This window comes from Massilia phyllosphaerae (genome assembly GCF_034659755.1).
Lineage (GTDB): Bacteria > Pseudomonadota > Gammaproteobacteria > Burkholderiales > Burkholderiaceae_D > Telluria > Telluria phyllosphaerae.
Genome location: NZ_JAXSQX010000001.1, coordinates 305,367 through 319,603, shown reverse-complemented (window position 1 = coordinate 319,603; position 14,237 = coordinate 305,367). Strand labels below are relative to the sequence as shown.

17 protein-coding genes are annotated in these 14,237 nt (G+C 49.1%); 8 read left to right on the top strand and 9 right to left on the bottom strand.

Going from position 1 to position 14,237, the window contains the following annotated elements; translation table 11 throughout:
* Positions 1 to 46: 46 nt before the first annotated feature.
* From U1H99_RS01390 to U1H99_RS01385, 3 genes are all read left to right on the top strand, one after another.
* A complete protein-coding gene (locus tag U1H99_RS01390) occupies positions 47 to 895 on the top strand; it encodes a hypothetical protein (RefSeq protein WP_323139994.1) in 849 nt (282 codons plus the stop codon).
* A 144-nt stretch (positions 896 to 1,039) separates the two neighbouring features.
* Positions 1,040 to 1,252 carry a helix-turn-helix transcriptional regulator gene (locus tag U1H99_RS30095; RefSeq protein ID WP_375341574.1) on the top strand — a complete coding sequence of 71 codons (213 nt, stop codon included), beginning with the start codon at positions 1,040 to 1,042 and terminating at the stop codon, positions 1,250 to 1,252.
* Positions 1,253 to 1,498: 246 nt separating this feature from the next.
* Positions 1,499 to 2,866, top strand: coding sequence for an AAA family ATPase (locus tag U1H99_RS01385; RefSeq protein ID WP_323139993.1), 1,368 nt, complete (start codon positions 1,499 to 1,501; stop codon positions 2,864 to 2,866).
* 340 nt (positions 2,867 to 3,206) lie between these two features.
* Here the strand turns inward: U1H99_RS01385 and arsH are convergent, their stop codons facing one another.
* The 5 genes from arsH to U1H99_RS01360 all read right to left on the bottom strand — a co-directional run bounded on the left by arsH (position 3,207) and on the right by U1H99_RS01360 (position 6,486).
* On the bottom strand, positions 3,207 to 3,923 hold the full coding sequence (arsH, locus tag U1H99_RS01380; RefSeq protein WP_323139992.1) for an arsenical resistance protein ArsH: 717 nt from the start codon (positions 3,921 to 3,923) through the stop codon (positions 3,207 to 3,209).
* A gap of 14 nt (positions 3,924 to 3,937) precedes the next feature.
* Positions 3,938 to 5,218 carry an arsenic transporter gene (locus U1H99_RS01375; RefSeq protein WP_323139991.1) on the bottom strand — a complete coding sequence of 427 codons (1,281 nt, stop codon included), beginning with the start codon at positions 5,216 to 5,218 and terminating at the stop codon, positions 3,938 to 3,940.
* Positions 5,219 to 5,227: 9 nt separating this feature from the next.
* Positions 5,228 to 5,710: an arsenate reductase ArsC gene (locus U1H99_RS01370; protein ID WP_323139990.1), complete on the bottom strand. Its 483-nt coding sequence runs from the start codon at positions 5,708 to 5,710 to the stop codon at positions 5,228 to 5,230.
* A 41-nt stretch (positions 5,711 to 5,751) separates the two neighbouring features.
* A complete protein-coding gene (locus tag U1H99_RS01365; RefSeq protein ID WP_323139989.1) occupies positions 5,752 to 6,096 on the bottom strand; it encodes an ArsR/SmtB family transcription factor in 345 nt (114 codons plus the stop codon).
* A 102-nt stretch (positions 6,097 to 6,198) separates the two neighbouring features.
* The gene (locus U1H99_RS01360; RefSeq protein ID WP_323139988.1) at positions 6,199 to 6,486 is read right to left on the bottom strand and encodes a helix-turn-helix domain-containing protein; all 288 of its coding nucleotides are present in this window, start codon (positions 6,484 to 6,486) and stop codon (positions 6,199 to 6,201) included.
* 279 nt (positions 6,487 to 6,765) lie between these two features.
* On the opposite strand from U1H99_RS01360, the gene U1H99_RS01355 reads away from it, so the two are divergent.
* From U1H99_RS01355 to U1H99_RS01340, 4 genes are all read left to right on the top strand, one after another.
* Entirely contained in the window at positions 6,766 to 7,821 is a 1,056-nt protein-coding gene (locus U1H99_RS01355) for a CAP domain-containing protein (protein WP_323139987.1), read from the top strand.
* 61 nt (positions 7,822 to 7,882) lie between these two features.
* Positions 7,883 to 8,173: a hypothetical protein gene (locus tag U1H99_RS01350; RefSeq protein ID WP_323139986.1), complete on the top strand. Its 291-nt coding sequence runs from the start codon at positions 7,883 to 7,885 to the stop codon at positions 8,171 to 8,173.
* A 19-nt stretch (positions 8,174 to 8,192) separates the two neighbouring features.
* Positions 8,193 to 8,753: a hypothetical protein gene (locus U1H99_RS01345; RefSeq protein WP_323139985.1), complete on the top strand. Its 561-nt coding sequence runs from the start codon at positions 8,193 to 8,195 to the stop codon at positions 8,751 to 8,753.
* A 425-nt stretch (positions 8,754 to 9,178) separates the two neighbouring features.
* Complete coding sequence (locus U1H99_RS01340) at positions 9,179 to 9,550, top strand: hypothetical protein (protein ID WP_323139984.1); 372 nt, start codon at positions 9,179 to 9,181, stop codon at positions 9,548 to 9,550.
* A 498-nt stretch (positions 9,551 to 10,048) separates the two neighbouring features.
* On the opposite strand, the gene U1H99_RS01335 is transcribed toward U1H99_RS01340, so the two are convergent.
* From U1H99_RS01335 to U1H99_RS01325, 3 genes are all read right to left on the bottom strand, one after another.
* Entirely contained in the window at positions 10,049 to 10,534 is a 486-nt protein-coding gene (locus U1H99_RS01335) for a hypothetical protein (protein WP_323139983.1), read from the bottom strand.
* Between the two features lie 37 nt (positions 10,535 to 10,571).
* Positions 10,572 to 11,255, bottom strand: a complete 684-nt coding sequence (locus tag U1H99_RS01330; protein WP_323139982.1) for a hypothetical protein — start codon at positions 11,253 to 11,255, stop codon at positions 10,572 to 10,574.
* A gap of 103 nt (positions 11,256 to 11,358) precedes the next feature.
* Positions 11,359 to 11,811 carry a 3'-5' exoribonuclease domain-containing protein gene (locus tag U1H99_RS01325; RefSeq protein WP_323139981.1) on the bottom strand — a complete coding sequence of 151 codons (453 nt, stop codon included), beginning with the start codon at positions 11,809 to 11,811 and terminating at the stop codon, positions 11,359 to 11,361.
* 229 nt (positions 11,812 to 12,040) lie between these two features.
* On the opposite strand from U1H99_RS01325, the gene U1H99_RS01320 reads away from it, so the two are divergent.
* Positions 12,041 to 12,541 (top strand): hypothetical protein, encoded by a 501-nt coding sequence (locus U1H99_RS01320; RefSeq protein WP_323139980.1) that lies wholly within the window; start codon positions 12,041 to 12,043, stop codon positions 12,539 to 12,541.
* A gap of 33 nt (positions 12,542 to 12,574) precedes the next feature.
* Here the strand turns inward: U1H99_RS01320 and U1H99_RS01315 are convergent, their stop codons facing one another.
* Positions 12,575 to 14,095, bottom strand: a complete 1,521-nt coding sequence (locus tag U1H99_RS01315) for a plasmid recombination protein (RefSeq protein ID WP_323139979.1) — start codon at positions 14,093 to 14,095, stop codon at positions 12,575 to 12,577.
* Positions 14,096 to 14,237 lie beyond the last annotated feature (142 nt).

The window sequence follows — 14,237 nt, the reverse complement described above, 5'->3', positions numbered from 1 at the left end:
ACAATGTATCCTGAAACGCAATTTATCTAAAACTGAACAGCTTAATATGAACGAAGAAAAGGCGTGGGACTTTGCGTCGGATTTTACAGGCTATGAAGCAGCGTGTCTCATAGCAGGAGTTAAACCCCTTCCTACCGAGGGAAAGACGGACGAAATATGGCCCATAATTCGTCATATGAAAAAATCGTATTATGCCGGAGTTAGGGAATTAACCAATGATGCACTTCAAAATCGTTCTGGCGAGCCTATAATTCAAGGCCGGTTAGTAGGGCTTATGATAAATCCACTAAAAGACAGAACACCAGAAAAAACACATCTCTGGAGTATTGAAGTCGAGGATCTAATATGCCGATATGATACAGTATATAAAAACAGTGCGCTATCTGAAAGTTTAGATATTTCAAGAAATACCGCAGCCAAATTATCTGACGAGGAATTCATACTTCGTTACGAAGAATGGGATGATAGATTTGACAACGACGTCTTGAAGTTAAAGCGATCGACCGCCAATGAGATAAAAACTTGGGCAAGTGAATATGTTCATGAGTTTGATGATCAGCGATTTTCTCGAAAAGAATTAAACCGATGGCTTATCGATAATAATTTTTCCTCGAAGTACAATTTCCTCCTACCTACTCAGCATGTCGCGGCGCCCAAAGCACTATCGACCAACGAGAAGAACACTCTGTTAACATTGATTGGTGCTCTCTATCTCAGCCTGGAGCAAAAATTTGACCACAATGCTACTTCTCGACTAAAGCAAATGGTTGAGAGGATGGGCGTCAGAATAAGTGATGACACGATTAGAAGTAAATTAGAAGAGGCTCGTCTAGCCATAGAAACAAAGGGCGGAACAGAAGATATTCTGGCACGACTGCGCAAAGCAGCTTCATGAGCTAAGGTCTGACAGCTACAAGCCTAAACTCGATCCGAATTCGGGTTTTCTTAACCCGAATTCCTGCCTCCTCCTCGTAAAAAAGACGACAGTTCACCCATCGCAGCGCATCCAGCGCTACGAGCTTCTATTTAAGGGTGTTTCATGTCACAACGTCTTATCCGCATATCCGAACTTGCCTCTACTAGGGGCAAGCCGGGCAAGCTTCCAGTCAGTCCGGCCACAATCTGGCGATGGGTTCGCGAAGGCCAGTTCCCGAAGCCTTTTAAATTGGGAAAATCCACAACCGTTTGGGACCAAGCTTTAGTCGATGAGTTCCTTGCTCAGCATATGGAGCAACGAAAGGTCATCGATTGATGTTCGCTCCATATTACCCCATAGAAGAGTGCAGAAAGTTGATTTACTGCATCAACTTCGTTACGTGCACTCTTCGTCGCCCTTCGCGCATTTTCAAGTCATTATCAGTCAAGGGCGCAAAGATGACCCGTCAAATGCTGCAATCACATTACAAAAAATGTAATTTCCATGACTATTCATTAAGGTCACTGACTTCGCATTCTGCAATGCCGACACGTTTTTCCTTAAAATCGGGAGAGTCTCGCTTTGGATGACTTACCTTTTGAGATTGAAGATGAATTTCGCAATGCACTTTCCCTATTTGGACTTTATCCTAAAAAGGTTGTCGCAGATGGTGCGATGCAAATTTTTTCTGTAACTGACGATGCAATAAATCAGTCTTCAGGCTGGTATATTTTGTCGAGGAAAAAAACATATGCCGTGTTTGGAAATTATAAAACGGGACTTGTGGAAAGCTGGAACGGCGCTCCTCATAAAGTTAATGAACACATGAAAGATAAATCATTCCAAATGAGCCATAAGCATCTTAGCAACAACACATTGAATATCATTGATAGGGAAGTTATCTTAGAGCGATGTTCAGAAATTGTACCTGAACCAATATCGTGGCTCTGGCGCCATTGGATTCCTGCCGGCAAGCTAACGATCTTAGCTGGAGATATGGGAGCAAGCAAAAGCACATTAAGCTTATCACTTGCTGCGACCATATCAAACGGTGGGTATTGGCCTGATGGAACGTTATGTGAAAATAAGGGCAAAGTGCTTATCTGGTCTTCTGAAGACACATTTAGCAATACAATTGTACCTAGATTAACAGCCGCTGGAGCTGATCTAGACCGTTGCTTTCATATAAAAGGCATAAGACAGGATCGAGAAAAGAAAGCGTTCGACCCATCACAAGATATGCCTGGGCTACAACGCTTGCTTCGACAATCCGACGGAGTTGATCTACTTATAATTGACCCAATCGTATCTGCAATTTCAGGAGATATGCATAGAGCAAATGAAGTACGTCGAAGCCTACAGGCCGTAATTGATTTTGCTGAGGAGCATAAATGTGCCGTGATAGGTATTACTCATGTTTCGAAAGGAAGCGCAGGGAGAACCCCACACGATAGAGTGATTGGGTCTCAAGCATTTGGCGCACTTGCTCGCGTAGTTCTGATTGCGGCTAAGGATGAGGATGGCAGTAGGAGAATTTTGGCCAGAGCAAAGTCCAATATTGGCCCTGATACCGGCGGTATTGAATACTCGGTAGTCGAGACTAGCTTTTGCTCAATAAAAAACGAGGCTACAAAGGATAGGATTGAAACAAGTTACATTGAATGGGGAAAAATTCTCGATGGCAGTGCGCGAGATTTGCTGGGACAGGTCGAGGTTAGCGAAAATAATCGTCAAGAATTGAATAGTAAGCTAAAAAAGATGCTTATAGAGAAAATTCAAAATGCTGGCGGCCAGATGTTATCAGCTGAACTAGAAAAAGAGGTTCTTGCAGCTGGGTACTCATGGGATAAAGCGAAAAAAGTGAAAAGGCAGCTTGGAATCGAAGCTGTCAAACTTGGCATGGATGGCTCTTGGGCTTGGCGTTTATCGCCTTCCGACATCCCTACTTAGTAACAAGAGAGCCGAAGGGTGCGAAGAAATCAATTGAGTAGTACGCACCCTTTGACTTCTGAAAAAACGAACTGGATTCTGAAATTCAACAATTCAGCGCGCCTAAGTAGACATCAAGACTCTCTATCCTGATACGAACCATTAGGAAAAACGGCTAATCTCGTGAGGGTGAATCACGTTGCCTCCACGTTACTGCGGTAATAGCTGCAAAATCTGAAGCTGGGAGCAACGCTATACAATCAAAGAACTCCCGACGGAACCTTTATTATCGCCGGAACAACAACGACTTACACTGGGCTTTTCAAATGTCTCAACGGCCAAAACAAACTCTATAAGCACTCTACAGTTTTTGGATATGCCGGTCGATCGCATTACGGGACCGCTCGTTGCGCTCGCTGTACCGGTCCGTTAAGTAGGCGGTACGACCGCGCATCAGGAGCGTCATCTTGTAAAGCTCCTCCATCACATCCACTACGCGATCATAGTAGGCCGATGGACGCATTCGACCGGCCTCATCGAATTCCTTGTAAGCCATTGGAACCGAGGACTGGTTGGGGATCGTGAACATGCGCATCCATCGTCCTAGCAGGCGCATGGTGTTCACCACGTTGAAGGACTGGGAGCCACCGCAGACCTGCATCACTGCCAGGGTTCTCCCCTGGCTAGGGCGAATCGCACCCATTTCAAGCGGAATCCAGTCGATCTGGTTCTTCATCACCGCCGCGATCGTGCCATGGCGCTCCGGGCTGCACCAGACTTGGCCTTCCGACCACAGGCATAGCTCGCGCAGTTCGACCACCTTCGCATGCGTCTCAGGCACACTGCCGACCATCGGTAGCTCCATCGGATCGAAAATCTTCACCTCGGCACCGAAGTGTTCCAAGATGCGCGCCGCTTCATGGGTGAGGAAGCGACTAAACGAGCGTTCGCGCAGCGAACCGTACAGCATCAGGATGCGCGGCGGGTGGTTCAGGTCGTCAATAGGTTCGAGCTTCTGGATCGTCGGAAGGTCGAGCAGCTCGGGCTTGACGTTGGGGAGATTCGGGATCTTATCCATGATAGTTCCTTGGTTCAGCTGAGACGTACGGCAAGAGCGCTGAGGGTCACCAGCAGGATCGGCAGCGTAAGCAGGACACCGATTTTGAAGTAGTAGCCCCACGAGATTTGGATATTCTTCGTCGACAGCACATGCAACCACAATAGGGTAGCAAGGCTGCCAATTGGCGTGATCTTCGGGCCCAGGTCAGCGCCGATGACGTTCGCGTACACCATTGCATCCCGCACTACACCATGGGCCGAAGTGGCATCAATAGCCAGAGCGCCGACCAGCACCGTCGGCATGTTGTTCATAATCGATGACAGGATGGCGGTGATGAAGCCGGTCCCAAGGGCGGCGCCCCAGACCCCGTGCTGGGCGCAGCGGTCGAGCACAGTCGTCAGGTAGCCGGTCAACCCCGCGTTGCGCAGGCCATACACGACCAGGTACATCCCTAGCGAAAACACGACCACCTGCCACGGCGCCCCGCGCAGCACGTCGCGGGTCGAGATTCGGTGTCCGCGCGCAGCGACCATAAACAGGAAGACGGCGCCCACTGCAGCTACGGCGCTAATCGGGATTCCGAGCTTGTCCACACCAAAGAAGCCAGCCAGCAGCATTGCCAGCACCCACCAGCCGATCACGAAGGTGGCTCGGTCATGGATCGCTTCTTCCGGGCGCTTGAGCTGGGCCAAGTCATAGTCGACAGGAATATCCTTTTGGAAGAACCAGACTAGCGCAGCCAGCGTAACGGCCACTGACACTAGGTTCACTGGCACCATCACTGCGGCATAGCGCGCGAAGCCGATGCGGAAGTAATCGGCGGAGACGATGTTGACTAAGTTGGATACGACGAACGGCAGGCTGGCGGTATCGGCGATAAATCCGGCTGCCATCACGAAGGCCAACATCGCCTTCGGCGAGAACCTCAGGGCTGCCAACATGGCAATGACGATGGGCGTCAGGATCAGCGCGGCGCCATCGTTGGCGAATAGTGCGGCTACCGCTGCACCAAGCAATACCAACATCGCGAACAAGCGTCGCCCGTTCCCGCCCCCCCAACGTGCGATGTGCAGCGCGGCCCATTCAAAGAGGCCTGCCTTGTCGAGCAGCAAGCTGATAATGATCACGGCGACGAAGGTGCCTGTGGCATTCCATACGATGTGCCAGACAATTGGGATGTCGTCAATATGGATGACGCCGGTCAGTAAGGCCACAAGAGCGCCGGCAACTGCGCTCCAGCCAATGCCCAGCCCTCGTGGTTGCCAGATAACGAGGATAAGGGTAGTCAGGAAAATGAGAGACGCGATTAGCACGACTATCTTTCAGGCTGCACCATTACCACCGATGCGATCGAGTTCTGCCTTGAGCCTTGCACGGTCTGTCGCTAGCTCGTCCAGCGGAAGGGCCAGGAAGGCCCCGATACGCGCACGCAGGATCATGTAGGCCGTCTCGAAAGCAGAATTAATCTCGTCTTCGGTACCGACAATATGGCTCGGGTCGTCCACACCCCAGTGCGTTCGCAAGACCGGGCCGAGATAGGCAGGACAGGTTTCGCCCGCTGCACTGGCGCAGACTGTGACCACTATGTCTGGTGCTACTGGCAGGTTGTCCCATGACTTGCTGTAGTAGCCTTGGGTCGGGATGCCTTTATCAGCCAGCAAGGCGAGTGCCCGCTCGTTCAGCTTGCCGGTGGGCTGGCTGCCGGCGCTGATGGCATGCCAGCCGGCAGGCGCCAAGTGATTAAACACCGCTTCGCCGATGAGCGAGCGGCAGGAGTTGCCGGTGCAGAGGAAAAGTACGTTCACATCAGATCCCAGGGGTGATGAATCAATCGGCCAATGGCCGCTCACGAGCCGCAATCGGATATGCCCGGTTCACAGGCCGCATTGCCGCTTGGAGAGCAGGGGTTGCCTCCGCAGCAGTTCTCAGTAAGGAAACCAAGCAGCGCGTTCATCGTGTCGAACCGTGCCGCATAGATGACGAACCGACCTTTTTGGCGCGGCGCGATGAGGTTTGCGTGGGTCAGCTCTTTCAAGTGGAACGACAACGACGAGGGTGGCATGCTAACCGCTTCTGCGATCTTGCTGGCGGCAAGGCCGTGGGCACCGGCCTGCACAAGGAGCCGGAAAGTCTGCAGGCGTGACTCTTGGGCGAGCGCTGCTAAAGCGGCCACTGCGTCTTTGTTTTCCATGATCTACCGCTCCTATATTCGATATTTCCAATATAGTCGAAGTATAGCACGAAGAGCAAGTTGTAGTTACTTTCAGGTCGACCTTGGATGTGGAGGCAACTCCTAACTTTCGCTCGTATTGTCGCTAGCGGCGTGCCTAGCTACCACCGCATCTTCACTCTTTCTCTCGAATTCGAACAACACTCTGACATCAACTTTCAGTGTATCCGCGATTCGAAAAATATTGACCAACGTCGGATTACGCACTCCGCGTTCGATGTCACCGATATATGAGCGTGCGAGCCCCGAGTCGAGCGAAAGCTTCAGTTGCGAGAAGTTTTGAGCGTGTCTGATTTTGGCTAAATTCTCGCCAAATTGTCTGCAGAGCGGGTCCTGTTCCGTTTTCTTCATCGCGCTTTCCTAGGATAGACGCGATCTTAGAGCGACAAGAAACAACAAACGACCCTGTATAAGTGGACCCTGTATAAGTGGACCCTTTATGAGTGACAAATGGCATGGATAGTTGCTATACTGGCTATGCTCCAGTGATCTGAGAAGCTAGATAACTTCTTGGATCGAACCTCCCTCCCCGTGTTGTGGGAGCTCCATACAAAGGAGAACTGTCTGCGTGCTGAAAAGACGAGACTTTCCTCCCCTACTTTTCAGCACTCATAAAAATAAGGACACTTAATGCGCGCATTAACCCTTCCTAGCGCCCTTGTACTAATTACGCTTACCGCATGTGGCGGCGGGAGCAGCGGTGGTTCGTCGACTCCAGTTGCCGCCAATCCCATCACATCCCCAGTCACGACCACCCCGGCCACTCCAGTTTCGACCGCTCAGGCGGCTATCCTGCAGGACGCGGTCGCTCCGACCTACGTCGCTGGCTCGACCGCTGACATCGCGTTCAAGAAAATCAACGCGTTCCGCGCAGCCCAAGGACTTGGTCCGCTAAATCAGAATGCGAACGCCGACATCGCTGCCAAGAACCACCAGGCGTACGTGGCTCTGAACAACAGCGGTGCTAACGGCCACGTCGAAGTTGCTGGTACGCCGGGCTTCACAGGCGCTACTGTCAAGGATCGCCTCGTGGCCGCTGGCTACCCGGCAACGATCGCAGGCGAGGTAATCGCGTTCAGCCTGGAATACCCGAACCCCGACACCTCGGCGGTCGATAACCTGATCAACACGGTCTACCACCGTGCCAGCATGATGTATCAGGGCTTCACCGCCGTCGGCGTCGCTGGCGAAGATGCGACCAACCCGCTGTACATGGACTTCGGCGCGACAAAGGCCCAACTGAACGCGGGCGATTATGTTGGCGTGTACCCGGCAAACGGCCAGACCGCCGTGTGGCTGACTCACAGTGTTGAGTCGCCCAATCCGTTCTATCAGGAAATGGACATGACTCAGGCGAACATGTGCACCAAGACCAGTGCGCCGGTCAGTCTGACCTCAGAAGCCTCGACCACCCTGAGCGTGACCAGCTTCACGGTGACCGAAGCAGGCCAGACCACGCCGCTGGATGTGCGCCTGATCACCAGCGCCACCAGCACCCAGGACACGACCTATCTGGGCACGAACGTAGCATTCGTCGTGGGTAAGGCTCCGTTCAAGGCTAACACTACCTATAACGTGCATTTCGTCGGCAAGGCCACTGGCGCTGCAACCGGCTCGGCCAACGGCCTGTCGATCGACAAGTTGTGGAGCTTCACTACCGGCAGTTACAAACGTGGTTGCCCATAATATCCTCGCACGCAGCAAGCGAAATCCTGTATCGATTGCATAGCTTTATTTCGGAGGTTAATTGAAAAACTCTTTTCTCGGATTAACGATCTGCGCCTTTATTTCCGCGCCGGCCAGCGCCGCTACTGAATACAAAGATTTTGCCGGACAAAAATGCAAGAAGTCGGAACTTGTCAAAGTGCTTGAAATAGCTAAAACAGGGTTCACCGATGGCCCGATGAAAGGTTACATCAACGTCACTGTCACTCTCCAAAACGGTGAGACGATGTCTGCGCCGTTCCCATCTAGTCTTATTGGGAAACTCAAAATCGGCGACCTCGCTTGTAAGTCTACATTCGTAGATGAAAATTAATAATTATCGGGGCAAGATAATGAATAAATCGAATATCGTATCCGGCAACTTATCCCAGTTTTCCTCGGCCACGAAAGCAGAGGGAAATTCCTGGCATTACGAGTATATAAAAATAGACGAAAAACGCTTTGACAATGTCTACGTAGCCAATTACATAAATGATGATTTTCAATACTGTATTGGTAAAGAAATTACGTTATCGATAGTTCCAGCACCCAAAAAAAATTCTTCCGGCATGATCGTAGCTTTTCGCCAGGGAAATAAAGTTGAACGTACGCCCGAGCTCAAAGCAGGGACTGCTTGGTTCATTACCTTAGTAGGAATTGGTAAGTTAGCTCCTGCAATTGCGATTGTTGGCGCAATTATCTGGTTTTTTCTTTTCTTTGCATTTGCCTTTGTCCTTTCATTTATCTTCAGGGTTTTCGGTGCGGATCCCTATGGAAATACGATGATGAGCACTGCCGCAACCTGCTCAGCATTATTTTTGGTATCATTTTTTATTCATAAGACATTCATTTCCAAGGGCAGCATAATCGGGTCAAGGGAACAGTTTAATGCGGCAACACGAGCATTAGACTAGAGAGTATCATCAGCTGAGCGCACTACTAATTTGATTGAAAGTGCGCTCAATCCCACTTGCCCAAGCGATACATCTTCTGTTGGGCGCTCCAATCTTACCGGCGGAAATCTTGATGCCATGCATCGCAATGCTGCCGTTATCGTGGGCAAGGTTCGGTTTAAAGCCAACAACACCTAGACCGTGCATTTCGTCGCAAGGCCACTGGTACCCCCTACCGGCTCGGCCAACGGCATGTCGTTAAAGAAGGCGTGGAGTTTCACCACCCGCAGCTACAGACGCCGTTGCCCGTAACACGCATTTAGCCTCTAAGCATTTCAATGGTCTTCAAGCCATTGTCTTGTTGGGTAATTTCTGCGAGAGCAACGGACTTGTGGGCCAAACGTCACTCTAGTAATAGTTCGAACAGCCGTGGGAAGGAGAGAACGATGAAAAAAGAGCTTGATGCCCTACTATGCCAGCGTTACCCCAGGATCTTCGCTGACTGCCAACGAACGAGGTGCCGCGAAGGTTGGTTCGACTTGATGGACGTTCTGTGCGAACGCCTGCAGTCCTGGACCGCCCGAAACGGAGCTCCACAAGTCGTTGTCACTGAAGTAAAAGAAAAATGGGGGGAGCTATCTTTTAGCGTGAAGAACTCCAATGATGAACAGGACGGCATGATCGAGATGGCAGAAGCCCTGTCTGCACGCATCTGCGAAATCTGTGGCAAGCCAGGCCAACTTATGGTGAACAGAGATAACTTCTCGACTCGCTGTGTTGAGCACGCAGACTCGGGAGTAGAAGTTGCTCCCCAGTAGCTAGGATTCCGCGTATAGCTGCGATCAAATTTTCCCTATACGTTTTCACGACACGGCAACCATTCCTTGGTCAGCAGCAGCGTCCTAATCGACGCCATTTCGAACGCAGCGGTTACCCCATCATTCACAGTCAAGTCATCGAGGTCCATGTGATCCAGCCCGTCAGCCGCGACGGTCTCCACGTGGATCAGACGGGTACAGTAACATTCCATTCACTCTGCAACGTTACGAGTGGAAAACGCATCTTTGGCGTACGCAAGTTCGCCACGTAACCATTGGAACTTACCGATCCATCAGCGTAAATCTTAGCGATGTCGAAACTGTTGAAGGTAAACGAGTCACATTAAAAAATCGCAGGCGCTAGAATGGTCTTACCAAGCCCATGTGGGTTCCCGACGCAAGACCGTAATGCAGCTCACGGCTGTGGTCTGAGCGCGAGCCAAGATGTTGTCTCAGTCACAACTACGGTCGCGGTCCGCAACGTCTGTAGAATCGCGATTAAACAACCAGACATCTTTTTTTCGAGACATTTGACTCAAGTTTCGGATTCGTACCCATACCTGTGAAGTACCGCATCAGCTGCCGCAGCACTACCGCTTGTGATTCACCCATTGCCTCAGCAGCAGCCTCAAAAGCAGCACGCAAGTCTTCATCAACGCGAACGGTAACCGGGACCTTGCCTGCCTTCTTGGTTGGAGAACCACGCTTGTTATAGTGGCAGAGAAACCCATTCGCTATACGCACTAGGTGCTCCAACGACTCATGGCGGCACACCGAAACAATCTCGGGCTCCTGCCCTACTGCCTCTTCGGTCACACGTAGCTCGAACCCTGCATCATTCGACAAGTCGAACGAAACCTCCGCAACCAGGCGACGGCCTTGAACAAGATTGTGGAATGACAGGAACCATTCAACATCAGGATCGAAGCGATAAGACATGGCTTTCGTCAGCAATCCAGCATTGACCAGGCGATGCACTTCCAAGGCTGGATCCAAAGTCATAGAGCACATCTAAAACCCCTTAGTGCGTGACACGACTGTACACCTGCTCGTAAATTTCCTCTTCAATACCAAGAAACTTGGTAGTGTCGCACTGCTTTACATATTCTGCAGCTATCAGCGCTGCAAACTCAGGATCTGAATAAAACTTATCAAGCAAACGCCGTTTTGCCATTCCTGGAATGACGTGTACAACGCTCAATATGTAGTTTCCGTCAGTGCAAATATAGACGGTCGCCTTGATACAAGCACCTTGCACGGCGAAGTTCGGCGGCATGATGATGTCTACTTGCTTCTGCTCCCCATGGCGTTCACAGTGATCATGCATCTCATACGATTCTTCGTCGATCGGTAGGTCTTTTTCGCTAATCAATGCATGCTCGCCTTCGGTGAGGACACGCGGCATCACTATGAAGAAGCGATATGCAGCTTCAGCGATATCAAATGCCTCTGCGATGTATTCAAAAGTCTTTGTCCAGACTTCTCCCTCGCCCTCTACTTCTAAAGTGAATTCAGAATCAGCAACAATCGTATAGCGGAATTCGCCGCCGGCCTCGATGCGCTCGTACTTCTCAAAAGCTCCAGTTAGCACTTCTTCCAGCAGCCGAGCGCGCTCGGAATCGTAGCGAAATTTCTCGTCGAAAGAATAAATCGCCAGCGGCGGGAAATTATCAGTCAGCTCATCCAAAAATTCTTCCCGTTTCATATGCGCCCTAAAATGTTGAGTAGATAGACATCTATTCTATCGTCGCGGCCAGCAATGAAAAAGCGAATTTTTGATAACTTATGTTTTGTCGCGACTGCTGATGTTACTTACGAATTGCATATTTTAGAGCTCGCGCATCACAAAGTGCATGATGCTCGGGCTGCTTGTTTAGTATATGGAACTCGTACTGCCTTAGCTGATTGATGAACGACACCGGTATACGTTGAAGGACAACGCCGTTGGGAAAATCATTTTTAAAAACACATTCAAGCATTTTCCGATCGTAATCAGAATCGAAACACAGCATCATCGGCCCTGGCACCCTGACTTTTTCAATCCATGCGGCAAGGCGTGGTTGTAGCTCTTCTAGGGAAAATTTTTCGTTTTGGCCTAGAAGCGGAATCACTGTCTCTCTCACGAACTCACTGCACTCATCAAAATCAAATTTGACCTCAGCGTAGAATTCTTGCCCCGTCTCTGCTACAAGACCAATACTAATAAGTTTGGGATCAGAGAAACCCGTAAATTCTGTGTCAATATAAATTTTTTGCGACATGCAAGCGCCTCCCGTGGCACGTGTGTTTAGAAAGGTCATTAATTCGCTAAATTTTTAAGCGCTGAATACGACCGATACTTCCCTTATATTATTTCAAAAAATCTGGGATATGCACCAAAACCTAAAAATTTCTGCATTGTCCGCAAGCTTCCAAAATTTTAGTAAAAATTATTATAATATTGAATTATGTAAATCGACATAATCATAGTAGATAAATTGAGGGATAAAGATGCCCATAATTCCTAGAGAACAAATAGCTGGACTTGCGCTCTTTTACGACGCCGCTAAAGCAATATCGACCCCAGATGAAATTCCCATCTTGGAAATTCGCAGCAATGACATATCCCTTCTGCAAGGCTTATCAAAAAATACTATGCACCAGGGCGTCTGTATCGTGCTTGGTGTGAGCTATCAAAAAAAGAAACTGGTTGCAATGCATTTTTTGCCTGACTTAAAGTCAAACCCTAAACCGTCTTTCGCTGACAGTCCTGACTCTGCCATTTACATCGACAATAATGCTGATCCAGAATATGTAGTTTCGTATCTGCGCGATATATCAAATACGTACGATTCCTTGAAAGCACCAAAATATCAAATATATGATGATGGGGATGAAACTGTGCCTCGTGACGAGCTTATCAAAGAAAACGCAATATCGAAGTACGAACATGAAAAGTTTATGAGAAAATATTTCATGCACTTTCATTCAATTCCGTTCGAGTATAAATAAATAGAATTTGCTTAGTATGATTACTCTTCAATATTACTGAAAGTCCTTGTTAGGATGCTTTTTCATAAACTCACCAAGAGGCATTGAAATTCTATCTTTTAAGACATTCACCAATTTTGCCTTCTTCGCTGTTATGTATTCCGCTATAGGCCTCCCAACGAGCCATTCAATCGCTTGGTCGAGTACCAAAGTCATAGATCGAAGAGCTTCGCTGAAAGCAATAGCTTTACGTTTATACTCAGCCGCTTCTTTCTGCGCCTCCTGCAGTTTGCGGCTCGTGACATCTGCCTCATTTTTTATTTTCGCAATCTTAAGCTCCATCTCAGCCACTGCCTCAAGTCTAGAACTCGGGTCACCTGAAATTAATTTTTTGAGCATATCGCCACGCTCTTGGAGCTTTAATTCGTCAGTCTGGACTCTCATTAAACGCTTCATGATTTGCTCAGTTGCACGTTCGTTAGCGCTGCGATCTCGCTCGTTCTGCACTAATTCCTCATCAATAGCTTTTTGTCTACGGTCAAATTCTGCTTCGCGACGGGCTTTTTGTTCCTCAGAATCAAAGAGCTGAGTATAGAAGGCCTCTTGTAAAGCTCGCTCTTCGATCTCACGCTGGGACTGGAGGTGTGCTAGATCAAACTGTTGCCTACGTATCTTCTCGTTCTCTTCATCGATCTTCGCCTGCTTCTCAGCCGCTTCCATCAAAGCTTCCTCAGCGATCTTCTTTAGGCGCTCTGACTCAGCTATACGCAACCTAAGCATAGTTTCGTCGCGAGTCCAACGCTCACGTCGAGGCCCAGTGCGCAGCAGTCCGAATTTTTTGCTAATCTTTTCGTGAATCAAGTCCTGCCATTCAGCGAGTGCCTGAGCTCCCATAACTTTTCGCGCTCCGGTCGCATATTTCTTTCCATATTTGTCGATCTTTTTTTTCTTCTTGTCTTTGGTAGCGTTAGCTCTTTTGCGCTCGTCCTTATCGGCAGCATAAGCTTTGTCGACCATACCGAAATCTTCGCCATCAAGTGGTACGGAATAGAAGTGGAGGTGAAGCGCTCCCTGACTATCTGTGAGCTCATCATAATGAGCTACGACGCTTCGAAGTCGTTCGCCATATATTTCCTTTAGGTTTTCGACTGAATATGCAAGAAATTCATTGAATTCTTCTACAGAGCGATGGGGGGGCCAACTGATGACACCAGCGACCATGCATGGCGTGTCAGACCGCATCTTTTTACCGTTGGACTGTTTTACTGTCGTGATCCAGTGCTTGGCTATCTCTTCCACTTCGAGCGGATGGCAGCCATAAGCCACTGTCGGTGGCTGAGGTTCGATCACGTGTGGGAAATGTTTTTTCCAATCTACTGGCTCACGTGCCGCCTCTCGCAAAATATCTGATACCGACCAAGCATTCCCTGAGCGCGTTTTACCGTAATCTGCATGGTGATGGCCCAAGCTTTTATTCGTTGATTTAGGCGAGAGCGAAAAGCGCTCGTATCTTGCAAATTGAAACCCTTGCGTAATAGCGTCATTTGCTATTCTTTGCGTAATTCTGTTAGTCATGAGTTGTCTCCCCTGATTTGCTATTTGCTAGTATTAATACGCAATTCTTGTTGAATTTTTATTAATAAAATAGCACGCCAAAGTCCTCGAATTTCTTGCAAATTGATTTTTGCAGAGTTATTTGATTTTATGAGGTATGAGT

What these genes read in the sequence shown, in the direction of transcription:
- U1H99_RS01390 (WP_323139994.1), top strand. Translation starts at nt 47, where the DNA reads ATGAACGAAGAAAAGGCGTGGGACTTTGCGTCGGATTTTACAGGCTAT.
- U1H99_RS30095 (WP_375341574.1), top strand. Translation starts at nt 1,040, where the DNA reads ATGTCACAACGTCTTATCCGCATATCCGAACTTGCCTCTACTAGGGGC.
- arsH (WP_323139992.1), bottom strand. Translation starts at nt 3,923, where the DNA reads ATGGATAAGATCCCGAATCTCCCCAACGTCAAGCCCGAGCTGCTCGAC.
- U1H99_RS01365 (WP_323139989.1), bottom strand. Translation starts at nt 6,096, where the DNA reads ATGGAAAACAAAGACGCAGTGGCCGCTTTAGCAGCGCTCGCCCAAGAG.
- U1H99_RS01360 (WP_323139988.1), bottom strand. Translation starts at nt 6,486, where the DNA reads ATGAAGAAAACGGAACAGGACCCGCTCTGCAGACAATTTGGCGAGAAT.
- U1H99_RS01355 (WP_323139987.1), top strand. Translation starts at nt 6,766, where the DNA reads ATGCGCGCATTAACCCTTCCTAGCGCCCTTGTACTAATTACGCTTACC.
- U1H99_RS01345 (WP_323139985.1), top strand. Translation starts at nt 8,193, where the DNA reads ATGAATAAATCGAATATCGTATCCGGCAACTTATCCCAGTTTTCCTCG.
- U1H99_RS01340 (WP_323139984.1), top strand. Translation starts at nt 9,179, where the DNA reads ATGAAAAAAGAGCTTGATGCCCTACTATGCCAGCGTTACCCCAGGATC.
- U1H99_RS01330 (WP_323139982.1), bottom strand. Translation starts at nt 11,255, where the DNA reads ATGAAACGGGAAGAATTTTTGGATGAGCTGACTGATAATTTCCCGCCG.
- U1H99_RS01325 (WP_323139981.1), bottom strand. Translation starts at nt 11,811, where the DNA reads ATGTCGCAAAAAATTTATATTGACACAGAATTTACGGGTTTCTCTGAT.
- U1H99_RS01320 (WP_323139980.1), top strand. Translation starts at nt 12,041, where the DNA reads ATGCCCATAATTCCTAGAGAACAAATAGCTGGACTTGCGCTCTTTTAC.
- U1H99_RS01315 (WP_323139979.1), bottom strand. Translation starts at nt 14,095, where the DNA reads ATGACTAACAGAATTACGCAAAGAATAGCAAATGACGCTATTACGCAA.